This window comes from Nonomuraea sp. C10, assembly GCF_008017515.1.
Taxonomy (GTDB): Bacteria; Actinomycetota; Actinomycetes; order Streptosporangiales; family Streptosporangiaceae; genus Nonomuraea; species Nonomuraea ferruginea.
This window is the reverse complement of the sequence record NZ_VPFF01000001.1, coordinates 4,375,436-4,392,307: the sequence shown is the minus strand read 5'-3', so window position 1 is coordinate 4,392,307 and position 16,872 is coordinate 4,375,436. Positions and strand designations below refer to the sequence as shown.

Genomic DNA, 16,872 nt, shown 5'->3' with positions numbered 1-16,872 from the left:
GTCAACTCCCTGTCGATCGGTAACGGCGCAGCCCCTGGCGCCAGGCGAGCGCGGCCAGCAGGGCGAGGACGAGGGCCGCGACGGGCCCGAGGAAGCGCATGAAGCCGGGCGTGCCGAACGGGTCGTCGCGGCCCAGCGCGTACAGGCCCGGCTGCCAGTTGATGAAGGCCAGCGGGAGCACGTACGTGACGCCGCGGACGAGTTCGCGGCCGTAGACGCTGAACGGGTACTGGGCGAGCTGCGCGCTGCCGTAGGTGAAGGCGCTGCTCACCTCCGGCGCGTCGACCAGCGCGAACTGGAGAGCGGCGGCCAGCGTCCAGAGCGAGGTGAAGATCACCACGCCGGAGAGGATCATGACGGGCACCATCCAGAGCCGCCGCGGGTCCAGGTCGAGCGCGGCGAGGGCGTAGCCGAGGGCGGCGGCGGCCTGCAGGACGCGGCCGATCCTGGCGGGCACGAACCGGTCGGTGGCGATCTGGATCCAGGCGTTCACGGGCCGGATCAGGAACGTGTCGAGCGTGCCGTCCCTGATGTGCGCGCTGACCCGGTCGAGGTTGCTGAACAGCAGGTCGGTGAGGGTGAAGGCGATCCCGGCGGTCCCGTACAGGAAGAGGACCTCCTCGCGGGTGAACCCGCCGAGCGAGGTGGTGTTGGCGAAGACGATCAGGATGGCGGCGAGGTCGAGCGCGGCGGTGGCGCAGCCGAGCACCAGGAGCAGCGCGAAGGAGGCGGGGTAGGCGGCGGCGGCGCGGGTCCAGGTCCAGGCGAGGAGCAGGTAGGTCCTAACCACCCTGGATCACCACCTTGTGGCGGATGGCGCGGGTGCCGAGCGCGCCCAGGGCGAGCAGCGCGGCGGCCCAGAACGCCTGGAAGGCGAGGGTGTCGAGGACGGGGGCGGTGCCGAGGTAGAGGTCGGCGGGGGCCTGCGCCATGGCGGCCCAGGGCAGCACCCTGGCGACGTCGCCGAGCCAGCCGGGGAAGATCGTCAGCGGCAGGACCAGGCCGCTGAGGAAGGTGGTGAGCACGGTGGAGGCGATGTTGACGCCCCGGTCGTCGGCGAGCCAGCAGGCCGACAGTGCCACCAGGTAGCGCCAGCCGAAGCTGGTGACGACGCCGAGGAGCAGGCCGGCGAGCAGCCCCGCCCAGCGGCCCGGTCCGTCGGGCACGACGATGCCGAACAGGGCGGCGCCGACGAGCATCGGCGGGATGCCCCGGACGAGCAGGAGGTAGCCGGCGCGGCCGAGGTCCTCGGCCAGTGTCCAGAGCTGGAGCGGGGCGGGGCGGACCAGGTCGAGCGCGATGTCGCCGCTGCGGATGCGCTGGGGGATGGCGAGGCCGCCGCCGAACAGCTGCATCGGCCCGATGAAGGCCTGGGTGACGACGCAGAAGGTGACGGCCTGGGCGACGTCGTAGCCGGCCAGGCCGGGCCTGGCCTGCCAGAGGGCGATGAGGATGTAGGCGCGCAGGATGCCGAACACGGTGTTGGTGAAGGCGCCGGCGAGCGCGGCCCAGACGTAGGTGGCGTGCTTGCGGAAGCCGTACCGGGCGAGCCGCATGTAGAGGGGTATGGTTTGGCACCTCCGGAGGGTGAGGGCACGGTGACGGCGCGTGCCCGGGGCCGTGCGCGCGCACGGGCCGGTCGGATGGAAGGCCTGGAATTATCCAACCGGCGGTCAGCGGTTGGCAACGGGATAGATGGCGCCCCGGCGTCGGCGGGCATAACCCTCTAGCAGGCAGCATTGCCGAAATGTCCGGGAAAAGCGATGAGATACTTACCGACGGGTAGAGCGATGTTCTGGCGGGGAATCAACATGCCGGAGGCCCGAAATGCACCTGGACAGGGATGTCGCTCCCGAGTATCCACTGAGCTGGCAGGCCCGCGCTCTCACCGGCCTCATGCGTCACACCCTCAAGCCGGCCTCCCACCTGTTCCTGCGCCACGCCCTGGCGCTGACCGCCGCGTCCCAGCTGGGAGAGCTGGTCAGGCTGCTCCCCGCGGCGACGCCCGACCACGTCTCGCTGGTTCCCGCCGCGTTCTCCGCGTGCGGCGGCGAGTGGGTACGCGGGCGTGACACGCTGGACGAGCACAAGGTGGTGCTGTATCTGCACGGCGGCGGCTACTTCTCGTGCTCGCCCCGCACGCACCGGCCGATCACCTGGCGCCTGTCGGCGGTGGCGGGCCGCCCGGTGCTGGCGCTGGACTACCGCCAGGGTCCGGTGCACAAGCTGGCCGACTCGCTGAGCGACTCCCTCGAAGCCTACGACTGCCTGCTGGGGCGCGGGTACGAGCCGGAGGACATGATCATCGCGGGCGACTCCGCGGGCGGGCACCTGACCCTGGCGACGCTGCTGGCGCTGCGTGACCGCGGCCTGCCGCTGCCGTCGGCGGCCCTGTGCCTGTCGCCCTGGGCCGACCTGACCGACTTCCCCCGGCACGCGAACCGCTGGCAGGACCCGATGCTGCCGGCCGGGCGGGTGCGCTGGCTGGCCCGCCGCTGGACCGACGGGCTGGACCCGCGCGACCCGCTGGTCTCCCCGGTGCTCGGCGACTTCACCGGGCTGCCGCCGCTGATGATCGTCACCGGGTCGACCGAGGTGCTCAGGGACGAGGCCCGCCGCGTCGCCGAGCGGGCCAGGGACGGCGGCGTGCCGGTGACGTACGAGGAGTGGCCGCGCATGCCGCACGTGTTCCCGATCCTGGCGGACGTGCTGCCGGAGGCGCGGCTGGCGTTCCGGCACATGGCGATGTTCCTGGCGGCCGTGGCCGGTCTGGAGGAACTGGCGGCGGAGGACGAGGCCGCCGCCTGAAGGTCGCGCACGGGGTGAATCGGCTGCCGGGACAGGGGCAGAGGGGCGAGAGTGACATTTCGCATCGCGCTGACGCCGCGCGGGGAGCAGAGTGTAGGTTAGGCACCCCTAAGCAAGGAGCTGTTCCGCATGACCGGTAAGCCGAGGGATCACCACCGAGGCGTCGTGCTGCGTACCGAGCGCATCGCGCCGCACATGATCCGGGTCATCGTCGGAGGTGACGGACTCCGCGACTTCGAGACGTCCGGCCACACCGACACTTACGTGAAGATCGTGTTCCCGCACGAGGGGGTCGACTACCCCCAGCCGTTCAGCGTCAAGCAGGTACGGGAGACCATGCCGCGCGAGTTCTGGCCGCGGCTGCGCACCTACACCGTGCGCGCCTGGGACCCCGACACCCGCGAGCTGACGCTCGACTTCGTCTACCACGGCGACGAGGGCCTGGCCGGCCCGTGGGCGGCCAACGCCGGACCGGGTGACGAGCTGCTCATGATCGGACCCGGCGGCGGCTACGCGCCCGGCCCGGAGGCCGACTGGCACCTGTTCGCCGGTGACGAGAGCGCGCTGCCCGCCATCGCCGCGTCCCTGGAGGCGCTGCCCGAGGGGGCGCGGGCGTTCGCGTTCATCGAGGTGGCGGGGCCGGAGGAGGAGATCAAGCTGAGCACGCCCGGCGACGTCGAGGTGGTCTGGCTGTACCGGGGCGACCGCCCGGTCGGGCAGGCCCTGGTGGAGGCGGTGTGCTCCTTCGGCTTCCCGGCCGGGCGGGTGCAGGCGTTCGTGCACGGCGAGGCCGGGTTCGTCAAGCAGCTCCGCCGCCACCTGCGGGTCGGCCTGGGCATCCCGATGGCGCACCTGTCGATCTCCGGTTACTGGCGGGCCGGAGCGGACGACGAGTCGTGGCGCGCGGTCAAGAAGGACTGGAACAAGCAGGTCGAGGCCGAGGAAGCCGCCATCCTCACTTGATCTTCGTGACGTCGATCACGCGCAGGGTGTCCCCGACCGGGTAGGCGAGCAACCTGCCGTCGTCGTCGAAACCGGGCCTCATGAGGCTGAATCCGCCCGCCGTACGCTTCGACGGGATGCCGAGGTCGGCGGAAGCCCCGGTGCGCAGGTCGAAGAGCACGACGCCGCCCGCGTGCCGGCCGTAGCGGACCGAGGCGACGTGGAAGCGATCCAGGGCGGGCGGCGTCCTGGCCATGCCGACGGGCAGCTCCTGCTGCTGGGAGCCGTCGCGCATCCGGTGGAAGGGGGCCGCCCCGGAGCTGCCGACGCAGAGCGTCACGCCGCAGGCATGCACCCGCTCGCCGTCCCGTACCAGGGCCCGGTCGGTCTCCCCGGTCCGCAGGTTGCGGATCAGGCCGTAGCGTGTGCCTTCGCCCGCGCCGTACGGGCCGGGAGTGCCGATCCACGGCCAGGACAGCAGGTGCATGCCCGCCCCGTTCGCGACCGGCTCCACCTCACCGCCGCCGAGCGGGACCGTGAACACGCCCCCGGAGCGGGCGGAGAACGCGACCCGGTCACCGACGATCTCGACCTTGTCCACGCCGCGCTCGTCCAGCTCGCGGCTCCCGATGACCCGAGCCTCGCCGCCCGTCAGGGGAGCCGCCCAGATCTGGGCGGTGCCGTCCTTGAGCTGCGTCCACCAGGCGACGTGCCCGCCGGCGGCGTCGAAGCCCGACGCGAACAGCACGGTCCCCTTGGGGGTCACCACGTGGGTGATCTCGCGCAGGGCGAGCGTGTCCAGGTCGTAGGCGTACAGGGCGTCGGTCTTCTCGAACGAGGCCCAGGTGGAGACGAGCAGGGTCCGGTCGTCGAGGAGGAGGATCGGCTGGATCTTCTTGCCGTCGGGCGTCTTGGCGGGAACCTCGCGCAGCGCCTCCGGCCACACCGATCCGATCGGCTCAGGCTTGACGTCGTAGGATGGGGCGTGGGACTGGGCCGGCGACTCGGGCGGCGAGACTGCCGCCGTCGCCGTCGCGTCCGGGGTCACGGTGGCGGCCCTGTCGGCGGCCCTGTCGGCGGCTCTGTCTGCGGCGCGCAGGCCGCCCGCGACCCCGCCCGCGATCACCACGACCGCCGCGCCGGCGAGCAGCGCCTGCCTGCGCTGCCTGCGCCGCCGGTAGCGGGCCTCCACCTGGGAGGCGGCCGCCTCGGCGGGCAGCCCGGGCGCCTGGCCTGCGGCCTGCCGCAGCGTCCTGCGCAGGGTGTCCTCCACGTCGGGCGTCCGGTTCATCGCGCTCCCTCCCCGACCGCGCTCCACTCGGCGGGGACGGCGGCGCGCAGCTTGTCCAGCGCCCGCGACGCCTGGCTGCGCACGGTGCCGCGGGAGACGCCGAGCACCTTGGCGATCTCGGCGTCGTCGAGCTGCTCGTAGTAGCGCAGCACCAGGACGGCGCGCTGCTTGCGGGGCAGGCCGGCCAGCGCCAGCCACATGGCGCGCTCGTCGCCGCTGGGCAGCGCGTCGCGGTGCTCCCTGTCAGGTGGCTCCCAGGTGAGCTGTTCGCGTCTGCGCCGCCGCCAGGCCGCGATGTGCAGCCGTGCCATCGTGGTGCGCGCGTAGCTCTCGGGGTTGTCCTTGGAGCGCAGCCGCGGCCAGGCGGCCCGCACCTTGAGCAGCGCCTCCTGCACCAGGTCGGCGGCGTCGTGCGGGTTGCCCGCGAGCACGTAGCCGTAGCGCATCAGCGCCTCACCCCGCTCGGCGACAAACTCCGCGAATCGGGCGTCTCCATCCACCTGCTCCAGCCTTCCGTCGATTCCTTCCACCTCTCAGAGAAGGAACGCGGCCGATCCGTTGCACGGGCTGGCGGACATGGGTCGGCCGCGCCAGGCCGGGGAAGGTCTGGCGCGGCCGTTCGCCGGGGGGAACCACCCATGCCCTGGAGGTAACCGGCGAGCTCATGCGGTCAGTGGGCGAACTGCTCCTCCTCGGTCGACCCCTTGAGCGCGGTGGTCGAGGAGTCGGGCGAGATGGCCGTGCTGACCAGGTCGAAGTAGCCGGTGCCGACCTCGCGCTGGTGGCGGGTGGCGGTGTATCCGTGCGCCTCCGCGGCGAACTCCGCCTCCTGCAGGTCCACGTACGCGGTCATGCCGTCGGTCGCGTACCCCTGGGCGAGGTGGAACATCGAGTAGTTCAGCGAGTGGAACCCGGCGAGGGTGATGAACTGGAACTTGTACCCCATGTGCCCCAGCTCGCGCTGGAACTTGGCGATGGTGGAGTCGTCCAGGTGCTGCTTCCAGTTGAAGGAAGGCGAGCAGTTGTAGGCCAGCATCTGGTCCGGATACCGGGCCTTGATCGCCTCGGCGAACTCGCGGGCCACGTCCAGGTCGGGCGTGCCGGTCTCCATCCAGAGCAGGTCGGAGTGCGGGGCGTAGGCGAGGCCGCGGGCGATGCACGCCTCGATGCCGTTGCGCACCCGGTAGAAGCCTTCGGCGGTGCGCTCGCCGGTGCAGAACTCCTGGTCGCGCGGGTCCACGTCGCTGGTCAGGAGCGTCGCGGCCTGGGCGTCGGTCCGCGCGATGACCAGTGAGGGGACTCCCGCGACGTCCGCGGCGAGGCGGGCGGCGTTGAGGGTCTTGATGTGCTGGCCGGTCGGGATGAGCACCTTCCCGCCGAGGTGGCCGCACTTCTTCTCGGAGGCGAGCTGGTCCTCCCAGTGCACGCCGGCGGCGCCGGCGGCGATCATGCCCTTCATCAGCTCGAAGGCGTTGAGCACGCCGCCGAACCCGGCCTCGGCGTCGGCCACGATGGGCGCCAGCCAGTGCGGCGCGTCCTCCCGGCCCTCCGACCAGGTGATCTGGTCGGCGCGCAGCAGCGCGTTGTTGATGCGGCGGACCACGGCCGGCACGGAGTTGGCCGGGTAGAGGCTCTGGTCGGGGTAGGTCTGCGCCCCCAGGTTGGCGTCGGCGGCGACCTGCCAGCCGGACAGGTAGATGGCCTTCAGCCCGGCCTTCACCTGCTGCACGGCCTGGTTGCCGGTCAGCGCGCCGAGCGAGTGCACGTACTCCTCGGTGTGCAACAGGCTCCACAGCCGTTCGGCGCCGAGCCGGGCGAGCGTGTGCTCCTCCTGGACGCTGCCACGCAACCGGATCACGTCCTCGGCGCTGTAGGTGCGCTCGATGCCGGCCCAGCGCGGGTCGTTCTCCCACTCGTCCCGCAGCTGCTCGGCGGCTCCCTTGAGGCGATCGTTCATCGTTCACTCCTTTGTCGTCCCCTGGGGCGTATGCCGAGTCTGTGCCCCCGTGACCCCCGGCAACAGCCAGAACAGGAGAGAAAAACCAGCAAATTTCCGCGACATGCAACTACTGGCCGGTATTCACGGCAGAAAAAATCGAGAGTTTTCCCTATGGACTAGACCACTGGTCAGAGGTGGTGCGCCCGGCCTCACTGGGCCTGCAGGCGCCTCCCGTACGTCTAGAAGATGAGCGGAATTTCCGACTAAGATGCGTGCATGGCGTCCTTGCTGGGTGAAGAACCGCTGACTTTGACGCATGAGCTCGATCTCATCGCGTTCGGGCAACGCCTGCGCCACCTCCGCAAGCAGCGCGGGCTCACCCTCTCCGACCTGGGCGAACGGGTCAGCAGGGCGCCCAGCCAGCTCTCCCTGCTGGAGAACGGCAAGCGCGAGCCCAAGCTCTCCCTGCTCAAGTCGCTCGCCTCGGCGCTGAACGTGCCGGTCGAGGAGCTGCTGCGCCGCCAGCCGCCCAACCGCCGCGCCCAGCTGGAGATCGCCCTCGAAGAGGCCCAGCGCGACCCCATCTACGCCGATCTCGGGCTGCCGCGTCTCAAGGTCTCCGCCCGCGTGCCCAACGACGTGCTGGAGCACATCCTCGGCCTCTACGGCGAGCTGCGCTCCCGCGAGGCGCGCGGCACCGCCACCCCCGAGGAGGCCAGGGCCGCCAACGCCGAGCTGCGCCGCCGCCAGCGCGAGCTGGGCAACTACTTCCCCGAGATCGAGCAGGCCGCCGCCGAGGCGCTCGGCGCCGTCGGCTACCGTGCCGGCGCCCTGTCGCAGAGCATGATCCAGAGCCTGGTGACGCACTTCGGCTACACCGTGCACACCGCCCAGGACCTGCCCCGGTCGGTGCGTTCCATCACCGACATGCGCAACCGCCGCATCTACGTCAAGCACGAGCAGCTCGGCATGCACACCCCGCGCACCATCCTGCTCCAGACGCTCGGCCACCTCGCGCTCGGCCACAACAAGCCCCGCGACTTCGCCGACTTCCTGCGCCAGCGCACCGAGGCCAACTACTTCGCCGCCGCCGTGCTCGTGCCGGAGAAGGCCGCCGCCGTCTACCTGCGGGAGGCCAAGGCCGACCGGGCGCTGTCGGTGGAGGACCTGCGCGACGTGTTCGCGGTCTCGTACGAGATGGCCGCCCACCGCTTCACCAACCTCGCCACCCACCACCTCGACCTGGTCTGCCACTTCGTCCGCAACGACGCCGGCGGCATCATCTACAAGGCGTACGAGAACGACGGCATCGTCTTCCCGGCCGACGAGCAGGGCGCCATCGAGGGCCAGCGGATGTGCCTGCAGTGGTCGGGCCGCCAGGTGTTCGCCTCGCCCGACCGCTTCTCCGTCTACTACCAGTACTCCGACTCGCCGACGGGCACCTACTTCTGCGTCGCGCACGTCGACCCGTCACGGGAGCGCGACTTCGCCATCACGCTCGGGGTGCCGTTCAAGGAGTCGCGCTGGTTCCGCGGCCGCGAGACCACCAACCGCACCAAGTCCACCTGCCCCAACGGCGACTGCTGCCGCCGCCCGCCCACGGCGCTGGCCGAGCGCTGGGAGGGCTACGCCTGGCCGTCGGCCCGCGCCAACTCGCACGTGCTCGCCGCCCTGCCGCCCGGCTCCTTCCCCGGCGTCGACGAGGCGGATGTTTACACATTCTTGGAGCGCCACGCCGTCACGGGTTAACCCTCGGAGGGCAGAACTCAGGGGATGAACGGGGGTGGTCGCATGCTGCCTGAAGTTCGGACCTGGTTGCGGCGCCGCACCACACGCACGACCGACTGGCCGGTGCGCGAGCTGGCCGAGGCGAAGGGCCGCACGTCTGTCAGCGTGGTTCTACCCGCGCGTGACGAACGCGACACCGTGGGTCACATCGTCGGCGTCATCCTCGACGAGCTGGGCGGCCTCGTGGACGAGGTCGTGGTCATCGACTCTTGCTCCACCGACGACACCGCCGCCGTCGCCGCCCGCGCCGGCGCCGACGTGCACGCCCAGGACGCCATCCTGCCCGAGCTGGGCCCGCTCGACGGCAAGGGCGAGGCGCTGTGGAAGTCCCTCGCCGTCACCAGCGGCGACATCGTGGCGTTCGTCGACGCCGACATCCGCGGCTTCCAGTCGTCCCTGGTGAGCGGACTGCTCGGCCCGCTGCTCACCGACCGCAGCGTCGCCTACGCCAAGGGCTGCTACGACCGGCCGCTCGACGGCGCACCCAACGGCGGCGGCCGCGTCACCGAACTGGTCGCCCGCCCGCTCATCAACCTCCACTGGCCCGAGCTCGCCGGGTTCGTCCAGCCGCTCGCCGGCGAGTACGCCGGCCGCCGCTCCGCGCTGGAGCGGGTGCCGTTCCTCACCCGGTACGGGGTCGAGCTCGGGCTGCTCGTCGACCTGCTCGACCTGGCGGGGCTGGACGCGTTCGCCCAGGTCGACCTGGGCTCCCGCGAGCACGCGCCGCAGTCGACCGAGGCCCTGGGCAACATGGCGGCCCAGATCATGCTGGCCGCCTACTCGCGGCTGCTCCGCCAGGGCAAGCTCGGCCGCTGCCACGACCTGTCGTCCTGCCTCGACCAGTTCCGCCGCTGCGCGGGCGGCCACCGGGTGGTCAGCAGCGACGTCTCCATCGCCGAACGACCCCCGATGCTGACACTGCGGTGAGGCAGGACGACGCCGGGTCCTACGTTCCGAAGGCCTTCACCTCCAGCAGGCCCACGGAGGACGAGCCGTTGCCGGTGAGCAGCACCCGCAGGCGGGTGGTGTTCACCGAGGAGAAGGTGACGGTGTTGTACTGGTTCTTGGCCAGCCCGTAGGCGCTCGCGCCCGGGACGTCCGCGTACGCGCTGCCGTTCCAGTACTGCAGCTTCCACGACGCCGGCATGTCGATGCCCTGCTCGTCGTCGAAGAAGTACACGTCGGCACGGTTGAGCGCCTGCGCCGACGACCAGGTGAGCTCCGCCCAGTGCTGGCCCGTCTCGGGCCAGGTGCCCCAGCGGGTGCCCTGGTTGGGGCCGGGGATGTTGGAGCTGGCCGGCTCGCCGCCGTCGTTGACGGCGGCGCAGCTCTCCCACGCCGAGGTGTAGGAGCAGGACGCGGTGGCCGACAGCGCCCGGTTGGCCGGAGGCTGGACGCCGCCCCGGTTGACCACCTTGAACTCGGTCAGGCCCACCTTGGACCCGGAGGCGTTCGCGGCCAGCATCCGCACCCGCTGGGCCGTGACCGGGGTGAACGTGACCTTGTTGAGGTTCGCCCGCGGGCTGCCGGGCGACTTGACCTGGCTGCTCACGGTCACCCAGGAGCTGCCGTTCCAGTACTGGATGTCGTAGGACGCGGGCGCCCGGTAGGTGCCACTGGCCGGCCGGCTGTCACGGAAGTGGAGCCAGACCTCGTTGAAGGTCTGCGGCGACCCGAAGTTGACCTCGTACCAGTCCTGGCTGTTGGGCGAGCCGCCCGCGCCCCAGAACGGCTCGTTGGTCGGCAGGCCGTCGCGCGCCCCGGCCACGCTGGTGCCGGACCCGGTGTGGGAGGCGGTGGCCGAGCCCATGGCGGCCAGGTTGGTGAGGCCGGCCGTCAGGTCGACGCCCGCCTTGGCGAGCATGTCCACCATGCGGGCGCCGGTGTGCGAGACCTGCGCGGGCGCCTGCATGCCGGACGCGGCGCTGCTGTAGAGGACGGTCGCCGAGGTGGTGACCGCGCCGGTGGCCGGGTTGTAGGTCAGCGGCGCCAGCCGGTCGATCGTCGCCCGGCGGACCCCGTTGACGTAGACGGAGTAGCCCTGGGGGATCCCGGCGTAGCGCACCACGCCGTCGGCCGGATCGTCCCAGACGATGGTCAGGTCGCTGTTGCGGTAGCGCAGGTTGTTGACGGTGAAGTGGGACCAGCCGATGTCGATCGGGCTCAGCTCCACCTGCGCGTCCGAGCGCGGGCGCAGGCCCGCGACGTCCTCGATCACGGTCCAGTTGCTGCTGCCCAGGATGTTGTGGTGGATCCAGGAGCGGTACTGGATGCTGCTGCCGTTCCAGTCGGCCCAGAACTCGTTGGCGTCGGGCCACTGGGTGTTGCCGCCGACGTACTGCGCCCAGGCGTTCCAGTAGAGCAGCTTCTTGTACCAGGTGGCGTCGATCCACTCGTTGGGGTAGTTGCGCAGCACCGAGGAGAGCAGCCGGAACTGCACGGTCGAGTTGATCGTGGAGAAGTTGTTGCTGCCCGTGCCCGAGGCCGCCTTGTCCCGCTGGTTGGCGGTGTAGAACGGGAAGATCGGATACTCGGCCGGGTCGTCGAACAGGCGCAGCGCCTGCCGGTAGGTGGCGGTGTTGGGCACGGCGCCCACCGCGAACGGGTAGTAGTTGTTGATCTCCTTCCACGGCACCCACTCGTTGGTGGAGACGTGCCGGTGCTCGAACAGCTGCCGGTTCGGGTTCCACAGCACGTTGACCAGCGCGTTGCCGATGTCGGTGGCCAGGGTGTTCATCTCGTTGGCCTTGGCGGTGTTGCCCAGCAGCGCGTACGCCTGCGCCGCGGCCTTCGCCCCGCTGTACTGGTAGGCGCCCTCGGCCCGGTCCAGCCAGCCGGAACGCCAGTGGAAGGAGACGGCGTCGGCGTCGTTGCCGGTCAGCGCGCCCCAGTCGTACTCGATGACCTTGTCGCCGTCGTGGTCGTAGAAGGACAGCTGCCCCTTGACGTCCTGCTCGGCGTAGCGGGCCAGGTTGCCCACGATGCCCGGCTGGCCGCCGTGGATCTGGTAGCTCTTCCACGCCGCCTCGGCGACGTACTGCGTGTAGCTGTTGGACCAGTTCTCCGGGTCGCCGGGGTTGTCGGCGAACCGGCCGCTCTTCGAGGTCTGCCCGATCGACAGCCACGGCCCGTACGACCACACCGGGTCGCGCAGGTACTTCAGGTCGTCGATGTGCATCGGCTGGGTGAGCACGATCGCGTTGTTGTAGCCCAGCACCCCCTCCATGGACGTGGGGAACTGGAAGGTCTGCCCGGGGATGTCGGCGTCGAGGTGGTTGTAGCGCATCAGCCACCAGCGGTAGTAGACGTTCTTCTTGATCGCCGGCTCGGGCACGTCGATGTAGGGCACGTTGACGGCCCACCACCGGTTGTACTCCCGCACATGGGTGGCGAACGCGGTGGCGGGGGAGTGGCCGCGGTAGGCGTTGTACTCGGTGAGCGACCCCGCCAGCTCGTTGGTGACGAACCCCATCTGCACCTTGACCGTCACCGTCTGCCCGGCGGCCACGGTGACCGACCGGTTCAGCCCGCCGGAGCTGACGGTGAACCCGTCCCCGGACAGGCGCGGGTAGATCGTGGTCAGGTTGTTGTAGGCGTTGACCTGCCCGGTCAGCTCGCTGCCGCTGCCGGTGGTGGCGTAGGGCGAGGTGGCGCGCAGGTTCAGCGTCGCCGACGAGCCGCCGTTGTTGGTGACGGCCACGTTGGTGACCGCGACGTTCTCGTTGGTGATGAACTTGGTGACGTTGGCGACCAGCGAGCCGCTGGTGTGCACGCTCTTCCAGTGGCTGGGCGCCTGCCAGCGCTGGCCGGGCTGCTCGGTCCAGCTGCCGGAGCCCAGCGCGATGCTGTAGGCGCTCTGGTTGCTGATGCTCTCCCAGTACGCGACCTGCCCGCCGAACCCGATGACCGACGGGGTGTGCGTCTTCATGAACAGGGCGCGGCCCCGCGTCATCAGCCAGGTGCCCGCCGGGTCGTTGCCTGGCCTGGCCAGCAGCCGGTCCATCCAGAAGTCGGTGCCGGAGCTCTCGGCGTCGTAGATGGCCCGCATCATGTCGCCCGCGGTGTACGCGGCCGGCACGGCGGGGATCGCCGGGCCGCCGAAGGTCGGATAGCCGATGGTCTGGTCGGCCCGCGCCGGTGCGCCGGCCACGAGCGTCGCCGCGACCAGCAGCAGGGCGGTGAGGATCCGTCTCATGACAGCGCCCTCCATTCCAGGACACCGGTCGAGTAGCCGCTCTTCGAGGTGATGTTCAGCCGCAGCCGGGTGGTGGTGACCGCGTTGAACGTGGTGACGTTGAAGGTGTGCGGGGCGACGCCGCACGCCGACTGGCCGGGCACGTTCACGTACGCGCTGCCGTTCCAGTACTGCACCTGGCAGGAGGCGGGCAGGTCGATGCCCAGGTCGTCGTCGAACCAGTACGTCTCCACCCTGCTGACGCTCTGGGCGGCCGGCCACTGGTACTCGACCCACTGGGTGCCCTGCTGCGGCCAGTTGCCGTAGGCGCCGTGGCTGTGGTCGGCCGAACCGGTGGGCGCGTACCCGTCCTTGATGGCGCCGAGCGTCTCCCACGGGGAGACGTAGGAGGTGGACGGCGTCGCCGACAGGGCCAGGTTCTGCGAGCCTCCCGGCCCGGTGGTCTGGACGACCTTCTGCATGGTGCCGTCGGCGTTCCAGTAGAGCTTGTCGAGGGTGACGGAGCGGCGGAAGTTCCCGCCGCCGGGCGCGGCGGCGTTGTGGTAGACCATGTACCACTGGCCCTTGAACTCGATGATCGCCGGGTGGTTCGTCGTCGAGCTGACCTGGTCGAGCACGACCCCGCGGTGCGTCCACGGCCCGAGCGGGTTGCTGGCGGTGGCGTACCGGATGCAGGCGTAGTTCGGCGCCGAGCACCCGGAGTCGTTGGCCGCGTAGGCGAGGTAGTAGGTCCCGTTGCGCTTGAACATCCAGGGCGCCTCCCAGAAGTTCGACACGCCCTGCGGGGTGACGACGGGGCCGTCCAGGGTGACCATGTCCGGCCTGAGCTTGGCCGCGCGCAGCCCGTAGTACGAGCCCCAGTACATGTAGACCTGACCGTCGTCGTCGGTGAACACGGTCGGGTCGATGTTCAGCGGGGACGAGTTCGGGGTGCTGTCGCTGATCAGTGGCCCGCCCTTGGCGTCGGTGAACGGGCCGAGCGGGCTGTCGCCGACGGCCACGCCGATGTTCATCCAGCCGGGTCCGTTGCCGTTGACGGAGACGTACCAGTAGTAGCGGCCGTCGGCGCCGCGCTCGACCTCGCTGGCCCAGGCGTCCGCGCCGGCCCAGGGGAAGCTGGAGACCGAGAGGCGGGCGCCGTGGCCGGTGAAGGACGTGCCGTCGGTGGAGCTGAAGACGTGCCAGTCGCGCATGACGAAGTTGGTGCCGCCGGCCGGGGCCTCGTCACGCCCGGTGTAGAGGTACAGGGTGTCGCCGGCGACGAGGGCGGCCGGGTCGGCGGTGTAGATCGAGGTGGTGATCGGGGCCGCCGCGGAGGCGGGCGCGGCGAGGGCGGGGAGCAGGGCGACCGCGAACAGCGCGGCCAGGGCTCTTAATCGGGACATGGACGGGTCCTCCTACCTGGGGGGTTCTTGAGACGATCGTGTTAGCGCTAACATCACGGTTCGCCTCGTGGAAGGCAGGTGCGTTCTTGGTTCACCCGAGTGTTCGCGGCACCGCAGAAACCGTCAAGACCCAAGTTTCGAGAAGTCGTGTTCGAGCAGGTCAGAGGCTAGTGAAAGGTTTTCGAAGCCGCCTTCTTTCCAGGGCTGCCTTAGCTGTCGCCGGAAGCGGTCAGGGGGGCTCAACAGCGGCTGGTAAACCGAAAACCTTTCACCGCGTTCAGGAGAAAGCCTTCACTTCCAGCAGCCCGACCGACGCCGGGCCGCTCTGCAGCGCGACCCTGAGCCTGGTCGTGCTGACAAGGTCGAACGTGACGCGGTTGTAGGCGTTCGGCGCCACCGGATAGGTGCCCGGGATGTCGGCGTACCCGCTGCCCGTCCAGCGCTGGAGCTTCCAGGAGGCCGGCAGCCGCACGCCCCCGCCGTCGTCGAAGAAGTAGACCTCGGCGGAGCGGATCGTCTGGCTGCCCGGCCAGGTCAGCTCGGCCCACTGGGCGCCGGTCTGCGGCCAGGATCAAGAACTGAAGGCGATGGCGCGCCGCGGCCCGTCACGCCGGCCTGCGACTACTGGCCGGTAGCATACTGGCGTCGGCCAGGCCTCACCGGAAGATCTCAGGGAGCGACCACATGAGCGGCTTCAGTCTGGACCTCAACCAGGACGTGATCGAGGTCCGGGACTGGGTGCACGCCTTCGCCCGCGACGTGGTCCGCCCCGCCGGCGCCGAATGGGACGAGCGCGAGGAGACCCCCTGGCCGGTCATCCAGGAGGCGGCCAAGATCGGCCTCTACTCGCTCGACTTCTTCGCCACCCAGTGGTTCGAGGAAAGCGGCCTCGCGCTGCCCGTGGTGTTCGAGGAGCTGTTCTGGGGCGACGCCGGCATCGGCCTGTCGATCGTCGGCAGCTGCCTCGCCGCCGCGGCGCTGTCCGGCAGCGGCACGCCCGAGCAGGCGGGCCAGTGGCTGCCGGAGATGTTCGGCACGGAGAACGACGTCAAGCTGGGCGCCTTCTGCGCCTCCGAGCCCGACGCCGGCTCCGACGTCGGCGCCATCCGCACCAGAGCCGTGTACGACAACGGCGACTGGGTCATCGACGGCGTCAAGACCTGGGCCACCAACGGCGGCATCGCCGACGTGCACATCGTCGTCGCCTCCGTGGACCCCGGCCTCGGCACCCGCGGCCAGGCCTCCTTCATCATCCCGCCCGGCACCCCGGGCCTGTCCATGGGCCAGAAGTTCAGGAAGCACGGCATCCGCGCCTCCCACACGGCCGAGGTCGTCCTCGACGGCGTCCGCGTACCCGGCTCGTGCCTGCTGGGCGGCAAGGAGAAACTGGACGCCCGCCTGGCCCGCGTCCGCAACGGCGAGCGCGCCGGCGAGCAGGCGGCGATGGGCACCTTCGAGACCACCCGCCCCACGGTCGCCGCCATGGCCGTCGGCATCGCCCGGGCCGCCTACGAGTACGCCCGCGACTACGCCCGCGAACGCGAGCAGTTCGGCCGCAAGATCGGCGAGAACCAGGCCATCGCCTTCCTGCTGGCGGACATGGCCACCCGGGTCGACATCGCCCGCCTGATGACCTGGCGCGCGGCCTGGATGGCCCGGCAGGGCAAGCGCTTCGAACAGGCCGAGGGCTCGATGTCGAAACTGGTCGCGGGGGAGACGGCGGTGTGGGTGACCGAGCAGGCCATCCAGATCCTGGGCGGCGCGGGGTACACCCGTGAGCACCCGGTGGAGCGCTTCCACCGCGACGCCAAGATCTACACCATCTTCGAGGGGACGTCGGAGATCCAGCGGCTGATCATCGGGCGCGCCGTGACTGGCCTGCAGGTTCGCTGAAAACGGCCGCCTTGGGAAGCCGACCCTGAAGACTGTCTTGAGGCTCTGTTCCGTCACTGTTCCGTCAGAGTTCCGCGCCGGTGTCGCGCGTAGATCGATCACGCCGGCTCCTATGGTTACGGAGCGTGATCTCAGCCGCATGGCCGGGGTGCGGCTGGAAGTCGTCTCGATACCGGCTTACCGCCGCAGGCAGAGCCTCACGCGGTGGTGAATTTCGGATTCGGCCGCCTCGCGTTGTGGTTTGGCGTCTGCAGTCTTCACACCGAAGAGGTCACTGGTTCGATCCCAGTATCGCCCACCACATAGCAGCAGGTCAGAGGCCGGTTCTCCAAGGGAGCGACCGGCCTTTTCGCTGTCTGGACCGTCGTTGGACCGTGGCCCGGGTCGTCACCCGCCCGGGTGGACCGTCACGGGACGGCAGGTCCCGGCACCCGCGCCGCGGTCCAGACGGTCCGCGATGTTCAACTGGCCGGTCTTCGCTCGGGGCCTCTAGCCGTGAGCGTGGGTATCGGCGAGGGATGCATACGACGAGATCTACAGTGTAAAGCTGTCGGCCATGCTTAGCGAGTACCTTCCACAAGCCCTTGGCGTGATCCATCAGATTGCCGTCGGGCACGGGAGGCCGGGCGGG

Annotated in this window: 13 protein-coding genes; 5 read left to right on the top strand and 8 right to left on the bottom strand. The window is 70.4% G+C overall.

Annotated elements, in window-relative coordinates; genetic code table 11:
- Nucleotide 1 precedes the first annotated feature (1 nt).
- Together FR742_RS20185 and FR742_RS20180 are read right to left on the bottom strand one after the other, a co-directional pair.
- Nucleotides 2-790 (bottom strand): ABC transporter permease, encoded by a 789-nt coding sequence (locus FR742_RS20185; protein WP_148032378.1) that lies wholly within the window; start codon nucleotides 788-790, stop codon nucleotides 2-4.
- Nucleotides 783-1,556: an ABC-2 family transporter protein gene (locus tag FR742_RS20180; RefSeq protein WP_148032377.1), complete on the bottom strand. Its 774-nt coding sequence runs from the start codon at nucleotides 1,554-1,556 to the stop codon at nucleotides 783-785. The genes FR742_RS20185 and FR742_RS20180 overlap by 8 nt, the downstream gene beginning before the upstream one ends.
- A gap of 271 nt (nucleotides 1,557-1,827) precedes the next feature.
- Between FR742_RS20180 and FR742_RS20175 the strand changes: the two genes are divergently transcribed.
- A complete protein-coding gene (locus FR742_RS20175) occupies nucleotides 1,828-2,808 on the top strand; it encodes an alpha/beta hydrolase (protein WP_148032376.1) in 981 nt (326 codons plus the stop codon).
- Between the two features lie 129 nt (nucleotides 2,809-2,937).
- Nucleotides 2,938-3,771, top strand: coding sequence for a siderophore-interacting protein (locus FR742_RS20170; RefSeq protein ID WP_148032375.1), 834 nt, complete (start codon nucleotides 2,938-2,940; stop codon nucleotides 3,769-3,771).
- Here FR742_RS20170 and FR742_RS20165 read toward each other — a convergent pair.
- The 3 genes from FR742_RS20165 to aceA all read right to left on the bottom strand — a co-directional run bounded on the left by FR742_RS20165 (nucleotide 3,764) and on the right by aceA (nucleotide 6,998).
- The gene (locus FR742_RS20165) at nucleotides 3,764-5,041 is read right to left on the bottom strand and encodes a hypothetical protein (RefSeq protein WP_148032374.1); all 1,278 of its coding nucleotides are present in this window, start codon (nucleotides 5,039-5,041) and stop codon (nucleotides 3,764-3,766) included. The genes FR742_RS20170 and FR742_RS20165 overlap by 8 nt on opposite strands.
- Nucleotides 5,038-5,541 carry a SigE family RNA polymerase sigma factor gene (locus FR742_RS20160; RefSeq protein ID WP_148032373.1) on the bottom strand — a complete coding sequence of 168 codons (504 nt, stop codon included), beginning with the start codon at nucleotides 5,539-5,541 and terminating at the stop codon, nucleotides 5,038-5,040. The genes FR742_RS20165 and FR742_RS20160 overlap by 4 nt, the downstream gene beginning before the upstream one ends.
- Before the next feature lie 170 nt (nucleotides 5,542-5,711).
- Entirely contained in the window at nucleotides 5,712-6,998 is a 1,287-nt protein-coding gene (aceA, locus tag FR742_RS20155; protein WP_148032372.1) for an isocitrate lyase, read from the bottom strand.
- 258 nt (nucleotides 6,999-7,256) lie between these two features.
- Between aceA and FR742_RS20150 the strand changes: the two genes are divergently transcribed.
- Complete coding sequence (locus tag FR742_RS20150; RefSeq protein ID WP_396989440.1) at nucleotides 7,257-8,729, top strand: helix-turn-helix domain-containing protein; 1,473 nt, start codon at nucleotides 7,257-7,259, stop codon at nucleotides 8,727-8,729.
- 42 nt (nucleotides 8,730-8,771) lie between these two features.
- On the top strand, nucleotides 8,772-9,695 hold the full coding sequence (locus FR742_RS20145) for a glucosyl-3-phosphoglycerate synthase (protein WP_148032371.1): 924 nt from the start codon (nucleotides 8,772-8,774) through the stop codon (nucleotides 9,693-9,695).
- Nucleotides 9,696-9,714: 19 nt separating this feature from the next.
- On the opposite strand, the gene FR742_RS20140 is transcribed toward FR742_RS20145, so the two are convergent.
- From FR742_RS20140 to FR742_RS20130, 3 genes are all read right to left on the bottom strand, one after another.
- Nucleotides 9,715-12,963, bottom strand: coding sequence for a discoidin domain-containing protein (locus FR742_RS20140; protein ID WP_148032370.1), 3,249 nt, complete (start codon nucleotides 12,961-12,963; stop codon nucleotides 9,715-9,717).
- Nucleotides 12,960-14,348, bottom strand: a complete 1,389-nt coding sequence (locus FR742_RS20135) for a glycoside hydrolase family 43 protein (RefSeq protein WP_148032369.1) — start codon at nucleotides 14,346-14,348, stop codon at nucleotides 12,960-12,962. The genes FR742_RS20140 and FR742_RS20135 overlap by 4 nt, the downstream gene beginning before the upstream one ends.
- A 277-nt stretch (nucleotides 14,349-14,625) precedes the next feature.
- Nucleotides 14,626-14,820 carry a hypothetical protein gene (locus FR742_RS20130; RefSeq protein ID WP_148032368.1) on the bottom strand — a complete coding sequence of 65 codons (195 nt, stop codon included), beginning with the start codon at nucleotides 14,818-14,820 and terminating at the stop codon, nucleotides 14,626-14,628.
- Between the two features lie 212 nt (nucleotides 14,821-15,032).
- Between FR742_RS20130 and FR742_RS20125 the strand changes: the two genes are divergently transcribed.
- Complete coding sequence (locus tag FR742_RS20125) at nucleotides 15,033-16,241, top strand: acyl-CoA dehydrogenase family protein (protein ID WP_148032367.1); 1,209 nt, start codon at nucleotides 15,033-15,035, stop codon at nucleotides 16,239-16,241.
- Nucleotides 16,242-16,872 lie beyond the last annotated feature (631 nt).

Bases quoted from the DNA above. Each gene is read 5' to 3' on its own strand.
- FR742_RS20140 (WP_148032370.1), bottom strand. From the start codon at position 12,963: ATGAGACGGATCCTCACCGCCCTGCTGCTGGTCGCGGCGACGCTCGTG.
- FR742_RS20170 (WP_148032375.1), top strand. From the start codon at position 2,938: ATGACCGGTAAGCCGAGGGATCACCACCGAGGCGTCGTGCTGCGTACC.
- aceA (WP_148032372.1), bottom strand. From the start codon at position 6,998: ATGAACGATCGCCTCAAGGGAGCCGCCGAGCAGCTGCGGGACGAGTGG.
- FR742_RS20135 (WP_148032369.1), bottom strand. From the start codon at position 14,348: ATGTCCCGATTAAGAGCCCTGGCCGCGCTGTTCGCGGTCGCCCTGCTC.
- FR742_RS20180 (WP_148032377.1), bottom strand. From the start codon at position 1,556: ATGCGGCTCGCCCGGTACGGCTTCCGCAAGCACGCCACCTACGTCTGG.
- FR742_RS20145 (WP_148032371.1), top strand. From the start codon at position 8,772: ATGCTGCCTGAAGTTCGGACCTGGTTGCGGCGCCGCACCACACGCACG.
- FR742_RS20175 (WP_148032376.1), top strand. From the start codon at position 1,828: ATGCACCTGGACAGGGATGTCGCTCCCGAGTATCCACTGAGCTGGCAG.
- FR742_RS20150 (WP_396989440.1), top strand. From the start codon at position 7,257: ATGGCGTCCTTGCTGGGTGAAGAACCGCTGACTTTGACGCATGAGCTC.
- FR742_RS20125 (WP_148032367.1), top strand. From the start codon at position 15,033: ATGAGCGGCTTCAGTCTGGACCTCAACCAGGACGTGATCGAGGTCCGG.
- FR742_RS20165 (WP_148032374.1), bottom strand. From the start codon at position 5,041: ATGAACCGGACGCCCGACGTGGAGGACACCCTGCGCAGGACGCTGCGG.